Origin of the sequence: Micromonospora sp. NPDC048909, from assembly GCF_040649635.1 — a bacterium.
Lineage (GTDB): Bacteria > Actinomycetota > Actinomycetes > Mycobacteriales > Micromonosporaceae > Micromonospora.
The window spans coordinates 1-23,864 of record NZ_JBEZFU010000017.1 but is presented as its reverse complement, the minus strand read 5'-3'; the positions used below and the strand labels follow the sequence as shown (position 1 = coordinate 23,864).

At 70.7% G+C, this 23,864-nt stretch carries 22 protein-coding genes and 1 pseudogene; 11 read left to right on the top strand and 12 right to left on the bottom strand.

Going from position 1 to position 23,864, the window contains the following annotated elements; genetic code table 11:
* Window positions 1–103: 103 nt before the first annotated feature.
* Complete coding sequence (locus AB0C04_RS29915) at window positions 104–1,108, top strand: hypothetical protein (RefSeq protein ID WP_357061142.1); 1,005 nt, start codon at window positions 104–106, stop codon at window positions 1,106–1,108.
* Window positions 1,109–1,206: 98 nt separating this feature from the next.
* Here the strand turns inward: AB0C04_RS29915 and AB0C04_RS29910 are convergent, their stop codons facing one another.
* From AB0C04_RS29910 to AB0C04_RS29895, 4 genes are all read right to left on the bottom strand, one after another.
* Window positions 1,207–3,033 (bottom strand): acyl-CoA dehydrogenase, encoded by a 1,827-nt coding sequence (locus AB0C04_RS29910; RefSeq protein ID WP_357061139.1) that lies wholly within the window; start codon window positions 3,031–3,033, stop codon window positions 1,207–1,209.
* A gap of 56 nt (window positions 3,034–3,089) precedes the next feature.
* A complete protein-coding gene (locus tag AB0C04_RS29905) occupies window positions 3,090–4,619 on the bottom strand; it encodes an ATP-binding protein (protein WP_357061137.1) in 1,530 nt (509 codons plus the stop codon).
* A gap of 294 nt (window positions 4,620–4,913) precedes the next feature.
* Window positions 4,914–5,666, bottom strand: a complete 753-nt coding sequence (locus tag AB0C04_RS29900) for a dienelactone hydrolase family protein (RefSeq protein WP_357061134.1) — start codon at window positions 5,664–5,666, stop codon at window positions 4,914–4,916.
* A 127-nt stretch (window positions 5,667–5,793) separates the two neighbouring features.
* Window positions 5,794–6,492 (bottom strand): helix-turn-helix domain-containing protein, encoded by a 699-nt coding sequence (locus AB0C04_RS29895; RefSeq protein ID WP_357061132.1) that lies wholly within the window; start codon window positions 6,490–6,492, stop codon window positions 5,794–5,796.
* A gap of 58 nt (window positions 6,493–6,550) precedes the next feature.
* On the opposite strand from AB0C04_RS29895, the gene AB0C04_RS29890 reads away from it, so the two are divergent.
* Window positions 6,551–7,387 (top strand): alpha/beta fold hydrolase, encoded by an 837-nt coding sequence (locus AB0C04_RS29890; RefSeq protein ID WP_357061128.1) that lies wholly within the window; start codon window positions 6,551–6,553, stop codon window positions 7,385–7,387.
* 18 nt (window positions 7,388–7,405) lie between these two features.
* On the opposite strand, the gene AB0C04_RS29885 is transcribed toward AB0C04_RS29890, so the two are convergent.
* On the bottom strand, window positions 7,406–7,882 hold the full coding sequence (locus AB0C04_RS29885) for an SRPBCC family protein (RefSeq protein WP_357061125.1): 477 nt from the start codon (window positions 7,880–7,882) through the stop codon (window positions 7,406–7,408).
* Between the two features lie 178 nt (window positions 7,883–8,060).
* On the opposite strand from AB0C04_RS29885, the gene AB0C04_RS29880 reads away from it, so the two are divergent.
* On the top strand, window positions 8,061–9,005 hold the full coding sequence (locus tag AB0C04_RS29880) for an ion transporter (protein ID WP_357061123.1): 945 nt from the start codon (window positions 8,061–8,063) through the stop codon (window positions 9,003–9,005).
* A gap of 133 nt (window positions 9,006–9,138) precedes the next feature.
* Window positions 9,139–9,501 carry a hypothetical protein gene (locus AB0C04_RS29875; RefSeq protein WP_357061120.1) on the top strand — a complete coding sequence of 121 codons (363 nt, stop codon included), beginning with the start codon at window positions 9,139–9,141 and terminating at the stop codon, window positions 9,499–9,501.
* Window positions 9,502–9,565: 64 nt separating this feature from the next.
* Here AB0C04_RS29875 and AB0C04_RS29870 read toward each other — a convergent pair whose 3' ends face one another.
* Window positions 9,566–10,093, bottom strand: a complete 528-nt coding sequence (locus AB0C04_RS29870; RefSeq protein WP_357061117.1) for a GNAT family N-acetyltransferase — start codon at window positions 10,091–10,093, stop codon at window positions 9,566–9,568.
* A 108-nt stretch (window positions 10,094–10,201) separates the two neighbouring features.
* Here AB0C04_RS29870 and AB0C04_RS29865 point away from each other — a divergent pair, with 108 nt between their 5' ends.
* On the top strand, window positions 10,202–10,846 hold the full coding sequence (locus AB0C04_RS29865; RefSeq protein ID WP_357061115.1) for a class I SAM-dependent methyltransferase: 645 nt from the start codon (window positions 10,202–10,204) through the stop codon (window positions 10,844–10,846).
* A gap of 82 nt (window positions 10,847–10,928) precedes the next feature.
* On the opposite strand, the gene AB0C04_RS29860 is transcribed toward AB0C04_RS29865, so the two are convergent.
* The 3 genes from AB0C04_RS29860 to AB0C04_RS29850 all read right to left on the bottom strand — a co-directional run bounded on the left by AB0C04_RS29860 (window position 10,929) and on the right by AB0C04_RS29850 (window position 12,737).
* Window positions 10,929–11,330 carry a carboxymuconolactone decarboxylase family protein gene (locus AB0C04_RS29860; protein WP_357061112.1) on the bottom strand — a complete coding sequence of 134 codons (402 nt, stop codon included), beginning with the start codon at window positions 11,328–11,330 and terminating at the stop codon, window positions 10,929–10,931.
* Window positions 11,331–11,516: 186 nt separating this feature from the next.
* Entirely contained in the window at window positions 11,517–11,774 is a 258-nt protein-coding gene (locus AB0C04_RS29855) for a hypothetical protein (protein WP_357061109.1), read from the bottom strand.
* Window positions 11,775–12,038: 264 nt separating this feature from the next.
* Complete coding sequence (locus AB0C04_RS29850; RefSeq protein WP_357061107.1) at window positions 12,039–12,737, bottom strand: alpha/beta hydrolase; 699 nt, start codon at window positions 12,735–12,737, stop codon at window positions 12,039–12,041.
* Between the two features lie 49 nt (window positions 12,738–12,786).
* Here AB0C04_RS29850 and AB0C04_RS29845 point away from each other — a divergent pair, with 49 nt between their 5' ends.
* On the top strand, window positions 12,787–13,482 hold the full coding sequence (locus AB0C04_RS29845; protein ID WP_357061105.1) for a YafY family protein: 696 nt from the start codon (window positions 12,787–12,789) through the stop codon (window positions 13,480–13,482).
* 60 nt (window positions 13,483–13,542) lie between these two features.
* Here AB0C04_RS29845 and AB0C04_RS29840 read toward each other — a convergent pair whose 3' ends face one another.
* The gene (locus AB0C04_RS29840; RefSeq protein ID WP_357061102.1) at window positions 13,543–14,436 is read right to left on the bottom strand and encodes an SGNH/GDSL hydrolase family protein; all 894 of its coding nucleotides are present in this window, start codon (window positions 14,434–14,436) and stop codon (window positions 13,543–13,545) included.
* Between the two features lie 651 nt (window positions 14,437–15,087).
* Between AB0C04_RS29840 and AB0C04_RS29835 the strand changes: the two genes are divergently transcribed.
* The gene (locus tag AB0C04_RS29835) at window positions 15,088–15,507 is read left to right on the top strand and encodes a hypothetical protein (RefSeq protein ID WP_357061099.1); all 420 of its coding nucleotides are present in this window, start codon (window positions 15,088–15,090) and stop codon (window positions 15,505–15,507) included.
* A 95-nt stretch (window positions 15,508–15,602) separates the two neighbouring features.
* On the opposite strand, the gene AB0C04_RS29830 is transcribed toward AB0C04_RS29835, so the two are convergent.
* Complete coding sequence (locus tag AB0C04_RS29830) at window positions 15,603–15,998, bottom strand: VOC family protein (RefSeq protein WP_357061096.1); 396 nt, start codon at window positions 15,996–15,998, stop codon at window positions 15,603–15,605.
* 197 nt (window positions 15,999–16,195) lie between these two features.
* A complete protein-coding gene (locus tag AB0C04_RS29825; protein WP_357061093.1) occupies window positions 16,196–16,813 on the bottom strand; it encodes a TetR/AcrR family transcriptional regulator in 618 nt (205 codons plus the stop codon).
* Window positions 16,814–17,010: 197 nt separating this feature from the next.
* Here AB0C04_RS29825 and AB0C04_RS29820 point away from each other — a divergent pair, with 197 nt between their 5' ends.
* From AB0C04_RS29820 to AB0C04_RS29805, 4 genes and pseudogenes are all read left to right on the top strand, one after another.
* The gene (locus AB0C04_RS29820) at window positions 17,011–17,871 is read left to right on the top strand and encodes an SDR family NAD(P)-dependent oxidoreductase (RefSeq protein ID WP_357061091.1); all 861 of its coding nucleotides are present in this window, start codon (window positions 17,011–17,013) and stop codon (window positions 17,869–17,871) included.
* Between the two features lie 40 nt (window positions 17,872–17,911).
* Window positions 17,912–19,338, top strand: a pseudogene (gene rox / locus AB0C04_RS29815) (rifampin monooxygenase).
* 419 nt (window positions 19,339–19,757) lie between these two features.
* Complete coding sequence (locus AB0C04_RS29810) at window positions 19,758–20,522, top strand: phosphotransferase (RefSeq protein ID WP_357061088.1); 765 nt, start codon at window positions 19,758–19,760, stop codon at window positions 20,520–20,522.
* A 580-nt stretch (window positions 20,523–21,102) separates the two neighbouring features.
* Window positions 21,103–23,864 (top strand): tetratricopeptide repeat protein (locus AB0C04_RS29805; protein ID WP_357061085.1); only part of this gene is annotated, 2,762 nt, incomplete at its 3' end.

Here is a 23,864-nt window from a genome sequence, read left to right as displayed (position 1 = left end):
CGGTGTCGGCAATCCGACCGGCCGCAACCTTTCCATGGGCTCCACCGTGTTGCGTGCAACATGTGTCCGGATCACCGGGCACAGCCGCACGGGGGAGGAACCCATGACCCACATCGCCCGACGCCGGATGCTCGCCGGCGTCGCCGCCGGTCTGCTCACCGCGTCGCTCGGTGTCGCCACCGGATCCGGAGCCGCATCCGCGGAGTCCGTCCGGCCCTGCTCGGTCAGCCCGCTGCCCTACCCGGCCGACTCGTACCGGGCTTCGGCCGACGCGATCGCCCCCACCGGCCGGTTCATCGCCGGGTCCGGCCTGCGCACCAGCGGCCCGGTGAACGAGCCGCTGCTGCTGCTCTGGGAGGGCTTCCGGCTCACCACCGTGGTGTCGCCGCTCGTCGAGACCGTGGTGGACGTCAACAACGACGGCGTCGTGGTCGGCTTCGGCTGGGTGAACGGCCTCAGCCAGCCGTGGCGTTACCGCGACGGGCAGGTGCAGCCGCTGCCGGTGCCGCCCGGCTCCAAGGGCACCGTCGTCACGGCGATCAACACCGGCGGGGACATCGTCGGGCACAGCAACCTCGCGGCGACCGGCGAATTCATCTCGGTGATCTGGCCGGCGGCACGGCCGGGCACGGTCGAGGTGCTCGACGCACCCGCCGGGGCAATGGCGGTTGGCATCATCGACGACGGCACCATCGTCGGCACCGCCGGCGACCTTGGTGCGTCGACCGGCTGGATCCGTCACCCGGACGGCCGGCTCGCCGAACTGACCATGTCCGACTCCCGGAGCACCACGGTCAACGGCGCCGGCGGTCACTGGGCGATCGGACACGTCGACCAGGGCGGCACCAACTCCACGAAGGTCCGGTGGGACCTGCGGACCGGTGTCGGGACGGCCCTCGACCCGCGGCTGCCCTGGGTCAACGACGTGAACGCCGCAGGCGTGGTCGTCGGCGGTGACCGGCTCACCCGGGGCGGCGGCTCGGTGCTGCTGCCGGGCGCAGGTGACCGCATCGGCGTCGGTGCCCAGGCGATCGCCGACAACGGCGTGGTGGTCGGCTTCCGCAACAACGCCGGCGACGTCCGCCCGATCCGCTGGATCGGCTGCTGATCGAGCGCCGTTGACCTGCCGCATCGCACGTCAACAGCAGCGGTAGTGGCCGCCGGCCGTCCCCCGGGACGGCCGGCGGCGACCGTTCGCCCCCGCTGTCAGAACCAGTCGTCGCGCATCTCCAGCGTGGTCCGGTCGAGGCTGGCCAGCAGGTCGAACTGCGGGCCGGTGCGGGGCAGCTCGTACCGGAAGAAGTAGCGGGCGGCCTGGCGCTTTCCGGCGTGCAGGTCGGCGTCCGCCGCCGCGGCGTCTCCCCCGGCGCCGGCCGCCGCCTCGACGGCGAGCAGCTGCTCCAGCCACATCCAGGCGATCACCACGTGACCGACCGCCTCCAGATAGAGGCTGGCGTTGGCGAGCGCGACCTCCGGGTCGCCGCCGGCCCACAGCCTGCGGGTAACCGCGGTGGCACGGTCCACCGCGGCGCCCAACTGCCCGGCAAGCTGCGCGGCCTCCCCCGCGACCGTCCCGGCCCGGCGCACCGTCGCGCCGATCGTCTCGACCAGCAGCGCCAGGCCCGCACCGTCGGCCATGGTGACCTTGCGGCCGAGCAGGTCCAGCGCCTGGATGCCGTGGGTGCCCTCGTGGATCGGGTTGAGCCGATTGTCCCGCCAGTGCTGCTCCACGTCGTGGTCGCGGGTGTATCCGGCGCCGCCGTGCACCTGGATCGCCAGGTCGTTGGCGGCCAGGCACCACTGCGCCGGCCAGCTCTTGGTGATCGGGGTGAGTACGTCCAGCAGCAGGCGGGCCCGGTCGCGCTCCGCCGGCCGCGGCGCGGTCTTCTGCTCGTCCAGCAGCCGTCCGCAGTAGAGCACCAGTGCCAGCGCGCCCTCCACATAGCTCTTCTGCGCCAGCAGCATCCGCCGTACGTCCGGGTGGCCGATGATCGGCATCTGCGGCACGCCCGGGTCCTTTCCGGCGAGCGGACGGCCCTGCGGCCGCTGCCGGGCGTACTCCAGCGACTTCAGGTAGCCGGTGTAGCCGAGCGCGGCGGCGCCGGCGCCGACCCCGATCCGCGCCTCGTTCATCATGTGGAACATCTGCGCGAGCCCCTGGTGCGGCTCGCCGACCAGGTGACCGACCGCGCCCGGGCGCCCGTGCGGGCGGTGTGCGCCGTCGCCGAAGCTGAGCAGCGTGTTGGTGGTGCCGCGGTAGCCCATCTTGTGGTTGAGCCCGACCAGTGCGACGTCGTTGCGCGCGCCGAGCGCGCCGTCCGGGCCGACCAGCACCTTCGGCACGACGAAGAGCGAGATGCCCTTCACCCCGGGCGGGCCGCCGGGGATCTTGGCCAGCACCAGGTGGACGATGTTCTCGGCCAGCTCGTGGTCCCCGCCGGAGATCCACATCTTGCTCCCGTACAGCCGGTACGTGCCGTCGTCCTGCAGCTCGGCGCGGGTGGTGATGTCGGCCAGCGAGCTGCCCGCCTGCGGCTCGGAGAGGCACATGGTGCCGAAGAACCGGCCCTGCACCATCGGACGCACCCAGGTGTCGATCTGCTCCGCGCTGCCGTGCGCGAGCAGCAGGTTGGCGTTGCCGAGGGTGAGGAACGGATACGCCGAGGTGCCCACATTGGCCGCCTGGAGCCAGGCGAAGCAGGCCGCCGCGACGGTGTGCGGCAGCTGCATCCCGCCGACCGACTCGTCCAGGCTGGATGCGAGCAGCCCGGTCTCGGCGAACACGTCCAGCGCCGCCTTCACCTCGGGGATGAGCTGCACCCGGCGGCCGTCGAAGGTGGGCTCGGCGAGGTCCGCCGCGCGGTTGTGCGGCGCGAAGTGCTCGGTGGCCACCCGTTCGGCCAGCTCCAGCACCGCGTCGAAGGTCTCCCGGGAGTGCTCGGCGTAGCGTGGCCGCTCGGTCAGCCGGGTGACGTCCAGCCAGTCGTGCAGCAGGAACCGCAGGTCACGACGGCAGAGCAGGGTGGACGACACGGGTCTCCTCTCGAGCGTCCCCGGCGATCGGAAGTCGCCGCGGCCGGGCGGGCGGCTCAGCCGCGACGCAGTCCGGCGATCGCCTCCCGCAGGTCATCCTGGCTGATCGGCCCGACCGGCGCAGCACCCGTCGCCTCACCCATCGCCTTGGCCAGCTGGACCCGCCGGAGCACCTCGCGGAGGTCCGCGCCGGTCAGCCCGGGGCTGACCGCGGCCAGCCCGGCCGGGTCGATGTCGTCGGCGAACATCCGGAACCCGGACGACTCGTGCCGGTCGACCAGGTCCCGAATCATCCTGGTGATGATCGCGGCACGACCGGCCTCGTCGGGCGGCGGGATCGACAGCTTCACGTCGAAGCGGCCGGAGCGGATCAGCGAGGCGTCCACCCGCTGGGGGAAGTTGGTGGTGGCCACCACGATCACGTTCGGGTTCTCCTCGATCAGGGTGTTCATCTCCTGCTTGAAGATTCCCGCCACCGCGTTGACGGCCTGGCTCGCGGCGTCGCCACCGGCCCCGGCGTAGCTGATGATGCTGTCGAACTCGTCGAAGAGCAGCACCGTCGGCTCGCGGTAGCGGCGCGCCTCGCGGAAGATCTGCTTGATGTTCCGCTCGGAGCCACCGAGCCACTTGTCCAGGATCTCCGGCGTGCGGATCTCCCGGAACTCCGCGCCGATCTCGTTGGCCAGCGCCCGGGCCAGCATCGTCTTGCCGGTGCCCGGCGGGCCGTACAGCAGGATCCCCTGCGGCCGGCGGGCGCCCCAGCGCGCCATCACCTGCGGATGCCGGAACGAGATGGCGATCTCCCGGAACCGGGCGACCACCTCGTCCAGGCCGCCGACCTGATCGAGGCTCACCGCCTCGCTGCGCGGAACCGGCCGCACCCGGGTCGGTGCGGGCGGCCGGGCGAGCACGTACGTCCCGCCGCGCAGCACCCGCGGCTCCGGGTCGTCGCCGACGATCTCCCGGACCACCTGCAGCACCACGGTGACCAGCGCCCGCAGGTGCGCCGGGGTGACCGCCGCGGCGACCGCGGCGGCGCGTACGGTGACCAGCCGGCCGCCGCCGACCGCCGGCTCGTCGCTGATCTCCGGATCCAGCCCCAGCTCCGCCGCCGCGCGCAGCACCGCGACTCCGGCCGGGTCACCGACCGGCGGACGCTCGGCCACCGCGGCCGGCGCCGGCCGGTCCAGGCCGAGGCGCCGGGAGGCCTCGACTGCCATCCGGCCGGCCCGGACGGCCAGCGGCCCGACCGGGGCGCCGGTCGCGGCCAGGCGCCGCACGAGCAGCATGCCGGCCGGGCCGGCGGCGCCGACGGCGAGCCAGCGCAGCGGATGCTCGGGCCTGATGGGCGGGGCGGTACGGATGGTGGCGGCCATCCGGCACCTCTGTACGCCGTCGACGATGGTCGGAGCCAGCGTGCACCCGACCTGGTCGACCGGAGCCGGGAACGGGCCCTCCAGGCGCAGCTCGACCGGCCCGGTGCGGGCCGCCGCGAGCAGGGCGTCGGGGTCGACGATGGTGACCTCGCAGCCGAACAGCTCCACGATGTCGGCGCCCGGTCGCAGGCCGTGATCCGGTTCCGGCATGGCATCCCCGTTTCTCGAACGGCGCTGACCAGCGAAGTCTGACACCTGCCCACGGCACTCGCCACCGGACGACCGCCGCGGCCCCGGCGCTCGGGCGAACGGCCCGCGGCCCGCCCGGGTGCGGCCCGGGCGCGGCGCGGACGCCGGACGCCGGTGCTGGCTACGCGCCGAGCGCGCGCCGTCTCTTCCCGGGCGACCTGGCCGATGCCGTCCTGCACGAGCCGCATCGGCCGCAACCCTGAACCCCGCGTCGGTAAGGGGGTCGGGGACGTCGAGCGCGACGCGGGCCCGGGGTCAGCGGCGGAAGGTGCGTTCGAGCAGGTCGAACATCGCGTCCCAGTGCCGCTCGGTGGCCCGCTCGTCGTACTGCGCGGTGTCGGCCATGGTGAAGCCGTGGCTCGCGCCCGGGTACACCTCGGAGCGGTACCGCGTTCCGGCGGCGTCCAAGGTCCGCTCCAGCTCCGCGATCTGCTCGGCGGTCATCGACCCGTCCTGGTCGGCGTGCGCGAAGTACAGCTCGCCGGTGACCGCGCCGACGCCGCGGTGCGGGCTGTCGGGCGCGTCGGTGACCACCCGGCCGGCGTGGAAGCTGGCCAGCGCGGCGATCCGGTCCGGGTACGCCTCGATGGCCCGCAGCGCGTTCATCCCGCCCATGCAGTAGCCGACGGCGGCGGCCGGCCCCTGCGCCACGTCGTCGTGCGCGGCGAGGAAGTCCAGGTACGCCCCGGTGTCGCGGTTGACCACCTCGGGAGTCAACGCAGTGATGTACGGCATGATCTTGCCGAACAGGGCGCTCCGGTGCTCCGGCTCGGCGAGCCGGGACAGGTCGAACAGCGGCGTCCGGCCGGCCCGGTAGAACAGGTTGGGTACCAGCACGAGGTAGCCCCGCGCGGCGATCCGTTCGGCCATCTCGGCCAGCCGGGGCCGCAGCCCGAACGCGTCCATGAAGACCAGCACGGCCGGGAAAGGGCCGTCGCCGTCCGGCCGGACGAGGTACGCGTCCGCGACCCCGTCTGCGGTCTTCACGTCCACCGTCGTCGTCTGCACCCGCAGCCCCTTTGTCCGGAAACCGTCGTCCCGCCGAACGCTACCCCCCGCTGTTTGCCCGCTTCGACGGGCCCCGGAAGCCTTCGTACGGCTGGTCGCGGCGCCGTCCCCGGCGGTGCGGACGGGCTCAGGACCGGTTCGACGGGTCGGTGCCGAGCAGGCCGGTCAGCAGGCCGCGCAGCGTCCGCTCGAAGAGGTCCGTCGCGGGTGCGGACGCCGGTGGTTGGCGGAACGCCGCCACCAGGTGCGGGTACGCCGCGAGGTCGAAGCCGGCGAAGGTGAACGGCGGGGCGGCGGCCTCGTTGCGGGCGAAGAGGCTGACCACACCGGTCATCATCGCGATCGCCTCGAACTTCGCGGCGACGGAAGCGCGCGAGGGGGCCATGACCCGCAGGCAGTTGTCGAACCAGGCCAGCGCCTCCGGCCCGATGCCGGAGGGCCGGTGGATGACGTCGACGAGCCATCGGTGGCGCTGGAACAGGGCCAGTTGCCGGCGGGCCAGCAGCAGCATGTCGTCCAACCAGTCACCGTCGGTCTCCGGATACGGCCGCAACTCCCCCACCACCCGGTCGGTCATCAGGTCCAGCAGGTCGTCCCGGGACGAGAGGTACCGGTAGAGCGAGCCGGCGCCCGTGCCGAGCGCGGCGGCGACCGCCCGCATCGAGACCGCGGCGAGTCCGTCGGTGTCGGCCAGGGCGATGGCGGCGGCCACGATCGCGTCGCGGCTGTGCGCCGGGGCGGGGCCGCGACTGCCGCGTTCGGCTCGGGTCCAGATCGGCTGCCGCCCGGAGTCACCGTCGGCGGGAGAGGTGGATGCGTCGCTCACCGATTCACTGTAAACTGCAAACGACGTTCGCAGTTTAGGTTGCAGGAGGTGGCGGGTCATGGCGCGGATCACGGCACGGGACGGCGCGAGCATCGTGCTGCACACGACGGGCACCGGTCCGGGGATCGTGGTGGTGCACGGCGGAGGCGTCACCGTCGACGTCTATCGCCGACTGGCGGCGGCGCTGGCCGACCGGTTCACGGTGCACCTCTACAACCGGCGCGGACGGGCGGACGCCCCGCCCAGGTCGGAGCCCTACCACTTCGAGCAGGACATCGACGACCTCGCCGTGGTGCTGGAGCAGACCGGCGCCCGCAACGTCATAGGGCACAGCTCCGGCGGTTTCATCGCGATGCGGGCCGCGCTGCGCCTGCCGATCGACCGGCTCGCGCTCTACGACGCGGCGATCTCCATCGACGGCGGGTTCCCCGCCGACTGGTTGGACGCCGCGGTCGAGGCGCTGCGCGCCGGCGACACCGCCCGGGGCATGGCCATCACCGCGGGCGGCATCAACACCCAATCGGCGTCGGCGAAGCTCCCGCTCGGCGTGCAGACCGCGATGTGCCGGCTGTTCCTGCGTACCCCGATCGGGCGGACCATGGGCGAGCTGCTGCCGATGACCCTGGACGAGTCGCGCCTGATCCACGAGTACGACGGCCCCGCCGACCAGTACGCCGGAATCACCGCCGAGGTGCTGCTGGCGTGCGGCGCCGACGGGCCGCCGTACTACCCGCAACTCAACCAGGCGCTTGCCCGGGTGCTGCCGCGCGCCCGGACCCTGGTCGTTCCCCGCAGCGGCCACGACGCCATCAACCGGGCACGCCCGAGACTCGTCGACCCCTTCGCCGCGTTCTTCGCCGCCCCGGTCGCGCCGGAACGGGCCACTCACCTCTGACGGTCACGCTGACGCCGGTCACCCGGGGCGGCCACGTCCCGCCCCGACGTGACCGGCGAGGAACGCGTTGCGCCGCGCGATGAGTCGGCGCAGATACGGCCGCAGGACAAGGCTGGCCACGATGGCGCCGACGGGCCCCATCGGAGCGCTGAACTCGATGACGTCCCGCATGAGGGTGATCGAGGGGTCGACCGGGTCCGGTGTGAAGACGTGCTGGTGGTGCCATCGCCGGAACGGGCCGCGGACCTGCTCGTCGGTGAAGCGGTCCGGCCGCTGACAGTCGGTGATCCGAACTGTCATGCGCCAAGGGATGCCGAAGTGCCGCGCTTCCCAGGTAACGACATCGCCCGCCGTCAGCCGGCCGCTCGTGACGCCGCCGATCGCACGCTCGACACTGGCGCCCATCGACTCGGTGTGCAGACCGACGTCCAAACAAGCGTCGAACGCGGCCTGCGGCGCCGCCCTCACCGTCGTGGTCAGCTCGATGCGCGGCACGCCGTTCACCCTAGGCGGGTAGCCCGCTCACCCTGGCGCGGCCTCCGCTGGCGCCTCGACTCGGCAACGACCTTGGCTAGTCTGTCGGCATGCCCGTACGCCGCCCGCACCGCGACGACGCCGGCCAGAGGCGGGCCGGGACGGCGGCACCGACGCGTACGACGGGACTGGCGGCCCGGTGAGTGGACCGTCCGCGCCTGCCCAGCGGGGCAAGCCGGCTGCGCCCGTCCGCCGCCCGGGGCTGGCCGCCGCCTGCGATCGACTCGCCCGGTCCCGTCCCTTCGAGATCGGCATCGTCGTCGTCATCCTCGCCAACGGGGTGGTCCTCGGCCTGGAAACCTATCCGGACCTGGTGGCGGCGGGCGCGGCGCTGCACGGGCTGGAGCTGTTCTTCCGCGCTGTCTTCGTCGTCGAGATCGCCATCCGGCTGGTGGCCTACGGGCGTCGACCGCAGGACTTCTTCCGGCACGGCTGGAACGTCTTCGACTTCGCGGTGATCACGGCGATCTTCATACCGGGCCTGCACGGCGACCCGGCCCTGCTGCGCGTGGTGCGGGTGGCCCGGATGGTCAGGTTGGTGCGGTTCTCTCCGGGGCTGCGCACCATCGTCTCCGCACTGTGGCGCAGCCTGCCGGGCGTCGGCGGTTTCCTCGCCCTGGCCGTGGTGACCCTCTACGTGTACGGCATGGCCGGCTGGCTCATCTTCGGCAGCACCTATCCGGAGCAGTACGGCGACATCGGCCGGTCCCTGCTGACGCTGTTCGTGCTGCTGTCCCTGGAGACGCTGCCGGACCTGATCGAGCAGGGCATGGCGATCTCGCCGTGGACCCTGCTCTACTACGTCAGCTACGTCGTGATCACCGTAAACCTGCTGCTCAACATCCTCATCGCGGTCATCGTCAACTCGATGGAGGAGGCGCGCCGGTTGGAGATGACCGAGCGGCTCGCCCCCGGGTACGACGAGGACGGTGACGGCGTACCGGACGAGGTGGACCGCATCGCGCTGACCCAGCGCCTCGACGACCTGCGGGCGGTCATCGCCGAACTGGAGCGGGAACTGCGGATCGACCGCGACGACGGGCACGGCCGGGCGCACCGTCAGGACGCCACCGCCCGTCGTTGAGCAGATCGTCGAGCGCGCTGCACCCCACCCGAGGCGGCCCGCGCCCCGCCCGACGACGCCGGGGCCCACGCCTCGCGCGGAATGACGACCAACCGACGCTCTCGCGCGCCGGCCTCCATAGCAGATAATCTCGGTGACCCGCCGGATCTGCCGGCTGGCGATGCAGGACGAGCGCCGTCACGTGGTGTTCGGCATGGCGCACCTCGAACATCAGGCCGCCGTGGACCCTTCGCTGCGTGACCGGTTGCGTGCGGCCATCCACCGCCGCCACGACGCGCTGGTGGACACCGCGGGCCTCAACGCGGACGTCTTCGACGCTCTCGTGGTGCTCGCGGCCGGCGGCTGGAACCCCGACGACGTGGCTGCCGGCTACGACCGGGTGCAGGAGCTGCAGAACGCGATGGACCAGGGTCGCCAACGCCGGCTCGTCCGGCTGGGCTTTCGGAGCGACGAGGCAGCCGCGCTCTCGGCCCTGCACACCCGCAACTTCATGTAGCCCGTTGGCCGGCCTCGGTTGTCTCTGCCAGGAAGCCCTTCTCCGGGTCTCGTCGGCGCGTGGGTCAGAGCTTCACCCAGTAGCGCCGCACGGCGCCGAGCTCGGTGTCCCGGACATCCTCGAGGACACCCCCGTGGCGCTCGATCGTCTTCGCCGAGGCGACGTTGTCGGTCGCGCAGCAGATCAGCACACGCTCCAGGCCGAGCCCCCGCGCCTCCTCGAGCATCCGCCCCAGCGCCCAGCTGGCCAGTCCGCGCCGCCGGGCCGACGGCCGGATGCCGTAGCCGATGTGGCCGGCGATCCGCTGCAGGAAGTCGTTGGCGAGCTCGTGCCGCAGCGCGATCCCGCCGAGCACCTGGCCGTCCTCCACGATCCATCGGTACGTGCAGTGCGCCCGGCCCGCCTCCAGCGGCGTCGCCGGGTCCGACTGCGCGGTCAGCCGGGCCACCCAGGCCGCGAACCCGGCCGGCGAGTCCACCTCGTCGGACGGCCGCAGCCCGAACCCGTCCTCGTGGACGCCGGGACCCCAGTCGTCGCGGGCCTCGAGCCAGGCGGTGTGCAGGCTGACGGTGGGCGCGATCAGTTCGGGCACTCGGTGACGATAGCCGCCCGACCGGGCTGGCCCGGGCGCGACTGTTCCGCTCGCCCTGGCAGCGGCGGCGACCCCCTGACGCCCCGTTGGGTCGCTACCCTCTCCGGGATGGGCGATCAAGCTTGGTTGGCGGACACCCGGGCCTCCTACGACAATGTCGCGGTCAGCTACGCCGACCAGGTGCGCGACGCTCTCGCCGCCGAGCCTTATCTACGCGGGAGCCTGGCGATGTTCGCCGACCTACTGCGCGACGCCGGCGGCGGGCCGGTTGCGGACGTGGGCTGCGGACCGGGACACGTCACCGCCCACCTGCGCGAGCTGGGCGTCGACGCCTTCGGCATCGACCTCTCCCCCGCGATGGTCGACGTGGCCCGGCGCGACCACCCCGGCCTGCGGTTCGAGGTGGGCTCGATGACGGACCTGGACCTCGCCGACGCCTCGGTCGCCGGCCTGCTCGCCTGGTGGTCGCTGATCCACGTCCCCGACGACGCGGTCGGCACGGTGTTCGGCCAGTTCCGGCGGGCGTTGCGTCCCGGTGGGCTGCTGCTGCTCGGCTTCCACGTCGGCGAACAGTCGCGGCTGAAGACCCAGGGCTACGGCGGCCACCCGATGAAGGTCCACGTCCACCGCCGTCAGCCCGACCAGGTGACAACCTGGCTCCTCGACGCCGGATTCACCGTCGAGGCCCAACTGCTGATCGACCTGGACGAGAGAGTTCCCGGGGCCGTCCTCTACGCCCGCCGCCAGCCCTAGCTCGGGTACGGCCTGGGTGCCGTCGAAGGCCGTGGCCGCCGCGCGTCGTGCACACGGATCGCCGTGCGGGCAGGCTGACCAGTCATCCCTCCGCGAAGACCTGGGTCGCGACCTGGTAGCCGTCGAACGCGCGCGCCACGCCGGCGTAGACCGCGATCTGCACGAAGGCCTCGACGATCTCTTCCTTGGTGACACCGGCCTTGAGCGCGATGCGGAGCTGACCGCGCAGCGGCTCCAGGACGCCGAGGGTCGCCGCGATGGTCACGGACACCAGCGCCCGGGACCGGGTATCCAGGTGCTCGGTGCGGGGCCAGGCGTCGCCGAAGGCGTGCACCGTCGCGATCCGCTTGAAGTCCGCGCCGTTGGCCGGTTCACCGGGGCTGGCACCGAGAAAGCGCTCCAACCGGAAGCCCAGCAGGCGCTCAGCCGTGTCCAGCGCAGCGGCGTACTCCGGGTCGGTCGCCGCGGGCTCGTTCGTCGTCACGACGCCCACTCTGTCATTCGGCATGGCGAAGCGGGCGAGTCCGCGTATTTCGGCGGGGCCCACGGCCACCGAGATCCATCAAGGCATCGCCTGGTTCGCACTACCCTCGCCGCTGGCACTGGAGACAAGACGTGATTCCCGGCGACAGCGGCGAGGGAGGCGAATCGGCCGCTGCGGGCGGCGCGCTCAGAAGTTGACGCTGACTCCGGCGGCCCTGCAGGCCGCGGTGATGTCCGCCCCGGCCTTCTCGAAGGCGGGGTTGTCGGCGGCGCCTACCGGGTCCGCGGCGGCTGCCGCCTTTGATGCCTGCGCACCGAACCGCGACATGGCGGTGGCCACCCCGCTGTCGCCCCCGGCGGACGCGAACGTCGCCATCTGTTCGCCCATCTCGGTCAGGATCTTCTTGAAATCCGCCGGCGACGGTTCGCCGGACTGCATCGCCACGATGAGCGCCGCCTTCTGGTCATCTCCGACCTTCTTCGCGGACTCGCAGAGCTCCTTGTCGCTCCTGCCGCCTGCCGCAGGCGACGACGGCGCCGAGGAGGGGGAGGCATCGACGGGCGCACGTTAGCCGAACCACCTACGTTGATCAACTTAGCCGACGAGCCGCCACGGCAGCACCCGTGTACGCCACCGGCCGCTGACACCCGGCCGGCCGATGCGACTGCTGTGCAGGGTCGCTTCTCACCGAGGATTCCTGCGCTTAGGTCAATCGGTGTCACGGCGTGAATCGATGAATCGCGTGATGGAAGCCGCCACGGCGTGGTGGTCTTCGAGCATCGGCAGGTGCCCGGCATCCAGCTCGTTCTGCCAGGCGGCGCCGAGGCGCTGGGCGCATCGTCTCTGCAGAGCGATCGGCAACTCACGATCGCCGCTGGTGTGCAGGTAACCGCGCCACCCGTTCCACTCCCGGTGGGCGGTCCCGTCTCGATAGAGGCCAGGTGACTCGGGGGTGAAGTCGGCGATGAGGTTGTCGGCGACCTGCTCGTCCAGGCCGTGGGCGAGGCCGCGTCTGATCGCCGAGTCCGGTGGCCGGGTCCCGGCGAAGCGCATGACGGCGCTGAGCACCCATCGGTTCGGCACCGGCATCGCCGAGATGAACGATCCTCCCGGCCGCGGGATCACGGCACTGATCGCCAGGAAGGCGCTGACACGCTCGGGTACGAGTCGGAGGACTTCGGAGCCGATCACGCCGCCGGCCGAGTGCGCGACGATCACGAATCTGCCCGTTGGCGCGGAGTCGATGGCTGCCTGGGCGTAGTCACGGAGTCGCGCCTGGCCGTTCTCAGGTCGGGAAGCGACCCGGGTCTCCCGCTCCTCGCCGAGACTGCGGCGGACGTCGTCCCAGATCCAGTCAGGAAGTCCGGCGCCGCTGAGAAACAGGATCGGATCGTGTGAGGTGCTCATGACAGCATCGTCACTCAGCCGGATGTCACCGGCATGTCACTATTTAGAAGTGAGCCGCACCGATCGTCTCTACGCCCTTCGTGAGGAACTGCGACGGGCGGGGCCCGCCGGGCGCACCGCGGAACGGCTCGCCGAGGTCTTCGAAGTCAGCGTCCGCACGATCAAACGCGACATCTCGGCCCTGCAACACAGCGGCTTCCCGGTCTGGGCGCGACCCGGTCCCGGTGGCGGTTATGTCGTCGACGCGGCCGCGACGCTCCCGCCGGTGAACTTCACCGACGCCGAGGTCTCCGGCCTCGCCGCCGCCGTGGCCGCCCACCGCGGACAACCCTTCGACAGCCACGCCCGCGCCGCCCTCGTCAAGGTCCTCGGTGTGATGGACACCCGCGCACGAGAACACGCGACCGCGTTGAACGAACGCGTTTGGATCGACCACACCGACGCGCCCGGCGATGCTCGGACCCGACGTGCGATCGAGCAGGCACTTCACGAACAACGCGTGCTCGTCGTGCACTACCGCGACCGGCACGGCACGCACACCACTCGCCACCTCGACCCCGTGCTCCTGGCCCGGACCCAGGGACACTGGTACCTCGTCGGGCACTGCCGCACTCGTCAAGGGATCCGTTGGTTCCGCCTCGATCGTGTATGCGCCGCGCACCTGACCACCCAGCCCGCCGCCCGCATCCCCGTCGAGGCTGTTGGCGCACCGCCCACTACCGCTGAAACCATCGCCGAGCTGTGACGCCAAGCCGGGTCCCGACGCTGTGCGGCGGGGCCCGGCTCAACCATTCGCCCCGCCCGATCAGCTGTTCAGCCTCGCGAGAAGGGCGTTGGCCATGCCCTGCTCGCCCCGGGCGTTCGGGTGGAACGGGGCAGCCGAGTTCTGTGGCACCAGCCCCTCGACCCACCGGGTGCTGCTGCTCTTGCACGCGTCGCGCCCGATCGACGGGGTGTAGACGTCCGCGTAGATCGCGCCGTTCGCGGTCGCGGTGCTGGCCAGCATCGCGTTGAGCGACTTTTCGATTCCGCGCAGGTACGGCACGTCCTGGTAGGCGATCGGGACCACTGGCCAGCAGCCGTATCCGGTGTCCGGCAGGATCGCCGGGTACCCGAGCACCGCGACCCGCGCGCCCGGCGCGGCTTGGCGTACGGCCTGCAGCACGGCGGTCACCTTCGGCGCGGCGGCGGCGATCCTGGCCTGCAGTTGGTCGGTGCCTCCGGCGGTGTACCGGTCCTTGCACGGCGATCCGAGCGGGCTGCTGAGACTCGCCTCCGCGCAGTCGCTGATGATGCCGGAGAAGCCGATGTCGTTGCCGCCGATCTGCACCGTCACCAGCGCCGTGTTCGACGTGACCGCGCTGAGCTGTGGTGGCACGGTGATACCCAACTGGCCGCTGCCACCGTAGAGGATGTCGTCGGTGGTGGCGCCGGAGCAGCTCACGTCGGCGAAGGACGACGAGCCGGCGGACGCGGCCGTCAGCGAAGGGAAGTTGCGGTTGGACCGCAGGCAGTTCAGGTCGACCTGGGTGGGGATCAGCGGACCGGCGGTGTACGAGTCGCCCAACGCGACGTAGCGCCCGGCGGGCACGGCGGCGCTGGCAGGTGTCGCGACGGTCAGCAGCACGCCGGCGGTGGCCGCAGCGAGTGCGGCCAACCGGGTGGCTGCCCGCAGGAGCGGCAGGCGGGGACGGGTCATGGCGCCTCCCAGGGGAGTCACGGTGGTGGTGCCGAGATCCTGTCGCCACTAATGACGTACGTCAATATTGATAAGTCTCATTAATTGCTGTGCCGAAGTGTGGGCTCGCGGGGTACAAGAAACCGAAGGCACTGTCGTGGTCGGTCGGGGCAGACTGCCTGCCGATGAGTGGTGACACCGAAGACTCCGACCCCGACTGGTATTACGCGAGCCCACGTACCCTGCCGGGGTCGCTGCAGCGCGGCCTCGGCCGCGGCGCGCACCGCGTCATGTCCGATCCCGCCGCCCCCGACCTGATCATCGACTGCCTGCGCCGGGACTACCGCTGGTCCTGGCAGGTGGACGAGCGGGAGGTCTACCTGGCCAGACTGGTGCGTGACCTGCGGCTGCCGGTTCAGCCGATCGCGGGGCGCCTGTGGGCAGCCGCCGCCGAGGAATCGGACGACGACAACGAGTTCAGCAACACGCTGGGGGTGCTGGAGGTTCTCGGCCGGGCCGGGAGCGGCGAGGTGGTGGCGGAGGTGCGCCGCTACATCAGAAGCGGTGAGCGATGGCTCGAAGCCCTGGAAACCGTGGCCCGATCCTGGCCGATCCGCTGGTGGGACGACCTGTACCCGGCCGTCGCCGACCGGCTCGACTCTCGCCGCCGCGATGGGACAGCTCGGCACACTCGCCCTGGCGGCGGCGAGGACATGGGTGACCACACCACCGCACCCGTTGTTCTGGACCGGGTTGCGACTGTTGGCGGCACACGGCGGGCAGGCCGACGTGCCAGCGCTCGTCGCCGGACTCGACTGGCTGGACAGCCGCCCCAACGACCTGTGCGGGTACGACGAGCTGGTGAAAGGGCTGGCCCGGATCGGCGGCCCACGGGCAACGGAAGAGCTACCTCGGTTGCGCCGGCTGTGGTTCAGCCCGCACTCGTACGAGAGGGCCGGCTACCTGAGGGCGCGGATGGCTTTGGACCCCGACGGAGCCTCCGGCTGTCTGTCCGAAGGGCTGTGGGACTGTGAATCGGCGGTGCGCCTGCTGGCCGCTCGACAGGTGACCCTTGAGCGATCGATCCCGTGAACGCCTGCGCCACCTGCGTGACGATCCGATCGAAGCTGCCGACGTCCGTGCCGCCGCAGCAGCACGCCTGCCCTGACCAGCCGCAGATCGGCGGCCTAGTCCTGCGGCGCCAGGGTGCGTAGGACGTCGAACTCGTTGCCCTCCGGGTCTGCCATGACCACCCAGTTTCGGTCTGATCCCTGGCCCACATCCGTCCTGGTGGCGCCGAGGCCGAGCAATCTGGTCACCTCGTCCTCGGTGCTGCCGTCGATCGGGCTGACGTCGAGGTGAAGCCGGTTCTTCACGGTCTTGCCCTCGGGCACCTGAATGAACAGCAGGGTGGGCGCCATCTGGCGGGCCCGAACGTCCTCGACTGTCGGCACCCAGGAGCCGATCTCGACCTTGCCCTCGCTTCGGTCGATCACCTGGAAGTCCAGGACTTCACACCAGAAGGCCGCGAGCCTCTCCGGATCGTGGCAGTCAACGACCAACTCAGTGAACCTACTTGTCATGACTTCTCCCAGGTAGTGCGGGCGGGCTCAGAGAATGCCGACAGTCCGACAGGCCCCGGTTCTTCCCGACCAGGACTCAGAAGGCTTGACGCGGCATCAGTTACGCGACAAGCCCCGGCAGGTACAGGTCTGCGATGAACAGGTTCGGCGGCCGTGGAGGTCACTGCCAGGCTTGAATTTCACGCTCTGGTCGCAGATCAGGTCGTCGGTGGCGCCTTGGTTTCGAAGCCGTGCGCGGGTTGACCGAGTGCGCGGAGGGCGTGTGCCACGAGCGTGTGCAGCTGTTCCTGGTCGGGCATGCCGAGATGAAAGACGAGCCGGTGATAGAGGGGCCCGTAGACCAGGTCGACGGCCACGTCCAGATCGGCGTCGGCGGCGAGCTGCCCGTCGAGCTGAGCTTGGTGCATGCGCTTGTGGAATGCGCTGATGCGTGGCCGGATCAGCCGCTCTCGTAGATCCTGTGCCAGCTCGTCGTCGTGCAGGGCTTCGGCAATGAGGCCGACGACGGCGGACGTGTTCGAGGGCGTGAGTAGAGCGATGACTGCTGTGAGCTGGGTGCGTAGGTCAACGGCGAGGTCGCCGGTGTAGGGGTGGTCAGCGACCGTGGTCGCCACGCCGTTGACGGCCTCCAGGACGACGGCTCCCCTGGAAGGCCACCACCGGTAGATCGTCTTCTTGCTGACGCCGGCGCGGGCGGCAATGGCCTCGATCGTGAGCCGTCCGTAGCCAAGCTCGGCGCACAGCTGCAGCGACGCGTCCAGGATTGCCCGGCGACTGGCCTCGTTGCGGCGCAGCGGGTTCGGCGATGTGGGCACGGTATCCACCGTACCAGGAAACGACACGTGCCGTGTTGCCACCTTGGCTGCGCGATACGTAGCGTGTCGCCATCGAAGGCCATCCAAGAGGTATCGGAGTGATGGCCGCGGTGGGCGCGCCGGGAGTTGCTGCGTAGTTCGGCGAGCGAACGGCAGCGAGAAGACTCAGTCACGATGCGTGAAGGGAACTCGTGGAAATGGCAGGCAGCACGGATTCGCGGGTCTGGTTCATCACCGGGGCCAGTCGTGGCCTCGGCCGCGCCTTCACCGAGGCCGCGCTCGCCGCCGGCGACCGGGTGGTCGGGGCGGCCCGCGACACGTCACCACTGGACGACCTCTGCACCGAACACCCGGGTCGACTGTTCACACTGCGGCTCGACGTCACGGACCGTTCGGCGGTCTTCGACGTGGTCGACCGGGCCGTCGCGCACTTCGGCCGGCTCGACGTCGTCGTGAACAACGCCGGGGCGTTGTTCACCGGGATGGTTGAGGAGTTCGCCGAGGCCGAGGCCCGCGCTCAACTCGAGCTCAACTTCTTCGGCGCGCTGTGGGTCAGCCAGGCCGTCCTGCCCCGGCTGAGGGAACAGGGCAGTGGGCACATCGTGCAGATCTCCAGCATCGGCGCGCTGGGTGGTTTCCCCAGCACCGGGCTGTACAGCGCGAGCAAGTTCGCGCTCGAAGGCCTGAGCGAGGCACTGGCCGCCGAGGCCGCCGGGTTCGGTGTCAAGGTCACCATCGTCCAGCCGGGTGGCTACTGGACCGACCTCTACACCAGCAGCCGGGCAACCGCGCCGAACCCGGCGTACGACGCGCTGCGCGCGAAGTTGGCCGAGCAGTGGGCGGAGGGGTCGATCGACAGCGAACCCCGGCTGGCGGCCGACGCGCTGATGACGCTGGTCGCCAGCGACGAGCCGCCACTGCGGCTGCTGCTGGGCAGCATGGTCTACGACCTGGCCTTCGACATCTCGAGGCGACGCATGGACACCTGGGCCGGCTGGGAAACGGTGAGCCGCGCCGCCGAGAAGGCCGTCCCGGCCCCGGACACCGCGCCGGCCTGACCGCCACGCGGCATGAGAACGCTTACCGATTGGACGGTTCATGTTCGACGTGATCGTTGCAGGCGGCGGCCCGACCGGCTTGATGCTGGCCAACGAATTACGGCTGCACGGCGTACGCGTGGTCGTGGTGGAGCAGGAGGCGGAGCCGACCCGGCAGGTTCGCGCGCTCGGTCTGCACTGCGCAGCATTGAGGTGATGGACCAGCGCGGCCTGCTGGAGCGATTCCTCGCGCACGGCCGGCAGTACCCGGTCGGTGGCCTGTTCGCCGGCATTGCCAAGCCGTCGCCCGATCTGCCGGACACCGCACACGCGTACATCCTCGGCATTCCACAAACCACGATCGATCGTCTGCTCGCTGAGCGCGCCGGCGAGCTCGGCGCCGAGATCCGGCGCGGGTGCGAACTTGTCGGGCTCAGCCAGGACGAACGCGGCCTGGCCGCCGAGCTGGCCGACGGCACGCGGCTGCGCTCGCGCTACCTGGTTGGTTGCGACGGCGGCCGCAGCACGGTACGCAAGCTGCTCGGGGTCGGCTTCCCCGGCGAACCCGCGCGGGTCGAGACGCTGCCGGGCCACATGGAGGTGGCCGTGCCGGCGGAGACGGTGGCCGCCGTGGTGGCCGACGTCCGCAAGACCCACACGCGGTTCGGCGTCACGCCCTTCGGCGAAGGGGTGTACCGCGTTGTCGTGCCCGCCGAGGGGGTGGTCGACGACCGTACGGTTGCGCCAACCCTCGACGACGTCAGGCAGCGGCTGCGGGCGTTGGCCGGCACCGACTTCGGCGTGCGCTCACCGCGCTGGTTGTCCCGGTTCGGTGACGCCACCCGGCTCGCCGAGCACTACCGGGTAGGCCGGGTGCTGCTGGCAGGCGACGCGGCGCACATCCACCCGCCGACCGGTGGGCAGGGCCTCAACCTCGGCGTCCAGGACGCGTTCAACCTCGGCTGGAAACTGGCCGCCGAGGTCGACGGCTGGGCGCCGGAGGGGCTGCTGGACAGCTACCACACCGAACGACACCCGGTGGCCGCCGCCGTGCTGGACAACCCCCGCGCCCAGATCCAGCTTATGTCCACCGAGCCGGGACCCCAGGCGGTGCGCCGCCTGCTGACGGAGCTGATGGACTTCGAGGAGGTGAACCGCCACCTACTTTCGATGGTCACAGCGATCGGGGTTCGCTACGACTTCGGTGACGGCCACGACCTGCTCGGCCGACGGCTGCGGGACGTGCGGCTCAAGCGCGGGCGCCTCTACGAGCTGATGCACTCCGGCCGCGGGCTGCTGCTCGACCAGACCGGGCAGTTGTCGGTGGCTGGGTGGACGGGTCGGGTCGACCATGTCGTCGACGTCAGCGAGGAGTTGGATATCCCGGCCGTGCTGCTGCGCCCGGACGGCCACGTGGCCTGGGTCGGCGACGACCAGCTGGACCTGCTCAAACACCTACCGCGGTGGTTAGACCCCGCCGCCGACTGAGATCGAAGACCGAGTTTCGCAGGTGCGGGCCTGGAAGGGCGGCGTGACGCGGTCGGTGCGGTACTGCATCGACCGCGTTGCGGACCTCCGCCCATGCATGGCCCGACGGAACGCCCCGGTCACCGCGTCAAGATCAGGTGACGTTGGAGTACTAGCAGAAAGTCAAAGCCCTGACCGCGTTTCCGCTGGCCTGGGCTTCCCAATTTGTCGGGACGGCTGGATTCGAACCGACAACACCTTGTTACTAACCGTAGCCACCGTGAGATTGTCGTCGCTTGCCGTAAGTGGTCAAGCTGGTCGGCGACCTGCTCACCAGACCGCCGGCTCCGCCCCGCGCCGACGCTGCCGGCCGCCCCCTCCGCTACACCCCCACGACTTCAGGCGCATGCGCAGTCGCACGCGATAATCCCGTGACGTCGGTGGCCATCCCCGCGAAAATGGCCGACGTGGAGGAGGTCGAGGTCGTCGTCGCCCATAACGAACGCGCGACCCTGCGCCTCGGCGACGTGTTCCTGAAGATCGACGCTGATCAGACGCGCACCGACGTCGAGGTCGAGGCGATGGCGATGGCACCGATCCCGACTCCGGAGGTCCTGTGGCGGAAGCCGCCCGTGCTCGCGCTCGCCGCCCTCCCAGGGACGGCACTCGGCCGCCTCGGCGAGCCGTCGACCGCGTCGCCGGCGGCCTGGGCCGCGGCGGGTGCCGCGGCACGCATGCTGCACGACGCGCCGCTGCCGCCATGGCCCGGTCGAAGCCTCGACGAGTTGGCATCGCGCCTCGACGACGAATGCGAGTGGCTCATCACGAGCGGCGTCCTTCCCACCGACCTGGTCACGCGCAACCGCCGGGTCGCCGAGGCTGCGCTCCGGCCGTGGACGCCGGTGTTCACCCACGGCGACCTGCAGATCACCCACGTGTTCGTCGACGATGACAAGATTACCGGCGTGATCGACTGGTCCGAGGCCGCCCAGGGCGATGCCCTGTACGACCTCGCCGTCTTGACGCTCGGCCACGAGGAGCACCTTGACGACGTGGTCGGCGGCTACGGCACCGACGTCGACCTCGACGTGATCCGCGCATGGTGGTCGTTGCGAAGCCTGCTGGCGATCCGCTGGCTGGCCGAGCACGGCTTCGACCCGTCCGCGCCAGGCTGCGAGGTCGACGTGCTGAAAGCTCGGCTGTGAGCCCGCACGAGCCCGACGGCCACGAGTGCCCGTTCTACCGCACCGAGTGGGCCAACTCTCAAAGCGCGTCGTCTTCCGGACGCTCCTTGGCAACCACGTGGACAGCGACCATCTCCAAAGATCATATCCATTGAGCTGCTTCTTTAGGAAGAGGCCGAGATCCTGTCACGAAGATTGGAGCCGGCTACTGCGGCGGACAAGCGCGCATCTACGCTATGCCAGCGGTCGAGACTTACGCCTCGACCTCGCTTCCGCCGGCGACTGCTGTCCTGGCAGCGCGACCGCAGGATGGCAAAGCCACAACGCCCAAACACATACCGCCGGTCGCGGGTCGGCCAAAAAAACCGTGCATAATCTGCCCAGAGACCGGCACAACGCTCCGAGACGAGGCACTTTCGGCGCGAACGCCCGTCCCCCGAAAAGTGGATGGACGGCTGGGCTCGGTCGATGCGACGGTCGTAGTCGGGAGAACACGAAACGTCCATCTGTCGATCTCGCCGACGGCGCCTATCCGACAGTCTCGCAATGCTACCGACCTGGCACGACAACGGAACTCCGGCCCTGAGGGAGGAGAAGCGGAGTGACGACGTCCTTCCTCGCCCGCACCGACGAGCAGGACCGGTTCCGCGCACTCTTACGCAGCTGCCTGCGCGACGATGACCAGCCGGACCACGGCTACTTCGTCCTGGTGCACGGCCACGGCGGTATCGGCAAGTCCGAACTCCTCCGCCGGTACCGCGAGATCGCCGCCGGCACGATAGCCGGCGACGAGGAGTTTTCGGGTCGCTTCCAGGTCTCCGAGGTCGATTGCGAGAGAGTACGCGACCAGTATCCGGACGATCACGCCCGACCGACCGGACCGCCGCTGTGGCGAATTCTTGACGCGGTGTACGAGGCTGTCGAGGACGGCCTCGCACACCTTCCCGACGGTGCGAACCCGCTCGAAGAAGGCTTCGCGGAATACCGGCAGGAGATTGCCCAGTACCTCGCCCGGCCGGATCCGGCGTCGCCGTTCCCGGCCCCACCAACACCCGACGCCGGGTCGCCGCTGGGCGCTGCTCTCGGGGTGCTCGCCCAAGTCGGTGCCTTGTTCCAACCGACCGCGGAGCATCAGGCGACGCCGGGCCTCCGACCCCCGCTCGAGGTCTCCGTCCCGGCCGTCGACCGCAAGCAGTACCTGCGGATGACCCAACCCTTGGGCGCGATCATCCGCGCCTTCGCCAAAGGCGTCCGACGCGTCGCCGCCGCCGTCGGACCGCTGGTCGTCACCGTCGACACGGCGGAGATCCTGGGTGATCTCCATGAGTCCTTGCGCGAGGTTGCTCGGCGCAGCGGCTCCCGAATCGTCTGGGTCTTCGGAATGCGCATGGAGGATGAGGCGGACAGCGACCCGATCAAAGGTGAGCTAGTCCGGATTAACCGCGCGATCCCGGAGAATCGCCGCCGCATCGTCGCGCTGTCCAGGTTCGACGACAGCACGGTCGCGAAGTACCTGGCTGGCGCGTTTGGAGACGAACTGCCTCGCGGCGTGACCGTCGACGCGGTGGCCCGGTTGACCCGCGGCATTCCGCTAGCGCTGCAGTTGATCGTCGACCTCCTGCGGACGGCGCGGCTGCCGGCCGAAATCGCACTGGCGGAGGTGTCCCCCGCTGGGGAGGTGTCGGAGGTCATCGCCGGGCTGGCCACGCGGTACCTCGTCCATGCCGAGCGCCCGGAACTGCGGGAGGACTTGGAACTGATCTTCGGTTTGGCGCTCATCGGTAACGACACCGACCGCAACGACGCGCAGCTCCTCGCCTCGCTGTGGAACGTGGACCGGGCCGCTGTCGACGCCCGCCGCGAGGCGCTCGCCCGTCGGCACGACTACGTGCAGAGCCGTGACAAGCGCCTGCACCAAGACGTCCGCGCCGCCATCCGGCTGTATCTGCTGGACCCGGTCCGCCGGGGACGAGTCGCGGACCTCAACCGCCGGGTGGTGGACCTCCTGCGCCAACGGCTGACCGACCTGGCGTGCACCGGCGCGGTCGACCAACTCGCCGACGACGGCTGGTGCCGTACCACCTCCCAGCTGGTCTGGCATACGTTCTGGCTGGACCCCGAGGAGGGACTGAAGCTGCTCGCCCACGTGCTGCCTGCCGCCCAGGTTCTCCGGCCGCCGTTTGCCGCGACCCTGCTGAACACAAGCGAGACGTTCGAGCCGTTCCTGCCGGAGGAGCAGCGCCGCGTCCTCGCCACCATGCGGGTGCTCGCACCGGCCTCGCCGTTCCTTCGAAGGCTGCACACCCTGTTCGCGCACGGCGACGCCGCCCGTCACCCCCCGGACCGCTCACAGCTGCGCCGGACGATCGCCTTCCTGAAGGCGTGCTGTGCCTATCCCGGAGGCATCCTGGTCAACGACGTGCCCATGCGCACATGGCTCGACGCCTTCCGGGTGCTCCACCCAGAGAGCTTCGGCCTCGATATCGCGGCGCAGGCGGCGACGCTGATCAAGGTAATGCTGCAAATCCCGGAACGTTTGGCGGAGCCTACCGAGCTGGATCGGCGTCTGGCCGCCAAGGCGGACGAAGTGGCACAGTTGCTTATCTTCACCGGGCCCCATAAGAACGCCAAGGCGTCCCCACCCGGTCTGCGGCTCGGGCTGCTCGGCACAAGCCGCGACCCGACCAACGCCAACGTCTGGCGGACGCTCGGCATCGCCCGCCGCGAGGCGGGCGACAGCGACGGTGCGCTCGCCGCGTTCGACCAGGCCATCCGGCTCAACCCGAAGCTCCCCAACATTCACGTGTCGCGGGCCTTCGCGCTCATGCAAGCCGGACGGTACGAGGAGGCACTCGCCGCGTACGACGATGCGTTCCGGCTCGACCCCGACAACCCTGACCGGCACGCCGCCCGCGGCGCGACACTGGGCAACCTCGGGCGCCACGACGAAGCCCTCACCGCCTACGACCACGCCCTTCGGTTCGGCCCCGACGACCCGTTTACCCACCACAACCGCGGCGTGGCCCTGGAACGGCTCGGCCGTCGCGACGACGCGCTCGCCGCGTACGACCACGCACTCCAGCTCGACCCGGACAACCCTGACCGGCACGCCGCGCGCGGCGCCGCACTGGCCAACCTCGGGCGTCCCGACGACGCACTCGCCGCGTACGACCACGCACTCCAGCTCGACCCGGACAACCCTGACCGGCACGCCGCGCGCGGCGCCGCACTGGCCGACCTCGGGCGTCTCGACGACGCACTCGCCGCGTACGACCACGCACTCCAGCTCGACCCCGACAACCCGATCACCCACCACAACCGGGGCGTGGCCCTGGAACGGCTCGGCCGTCGCGACGACGCGCT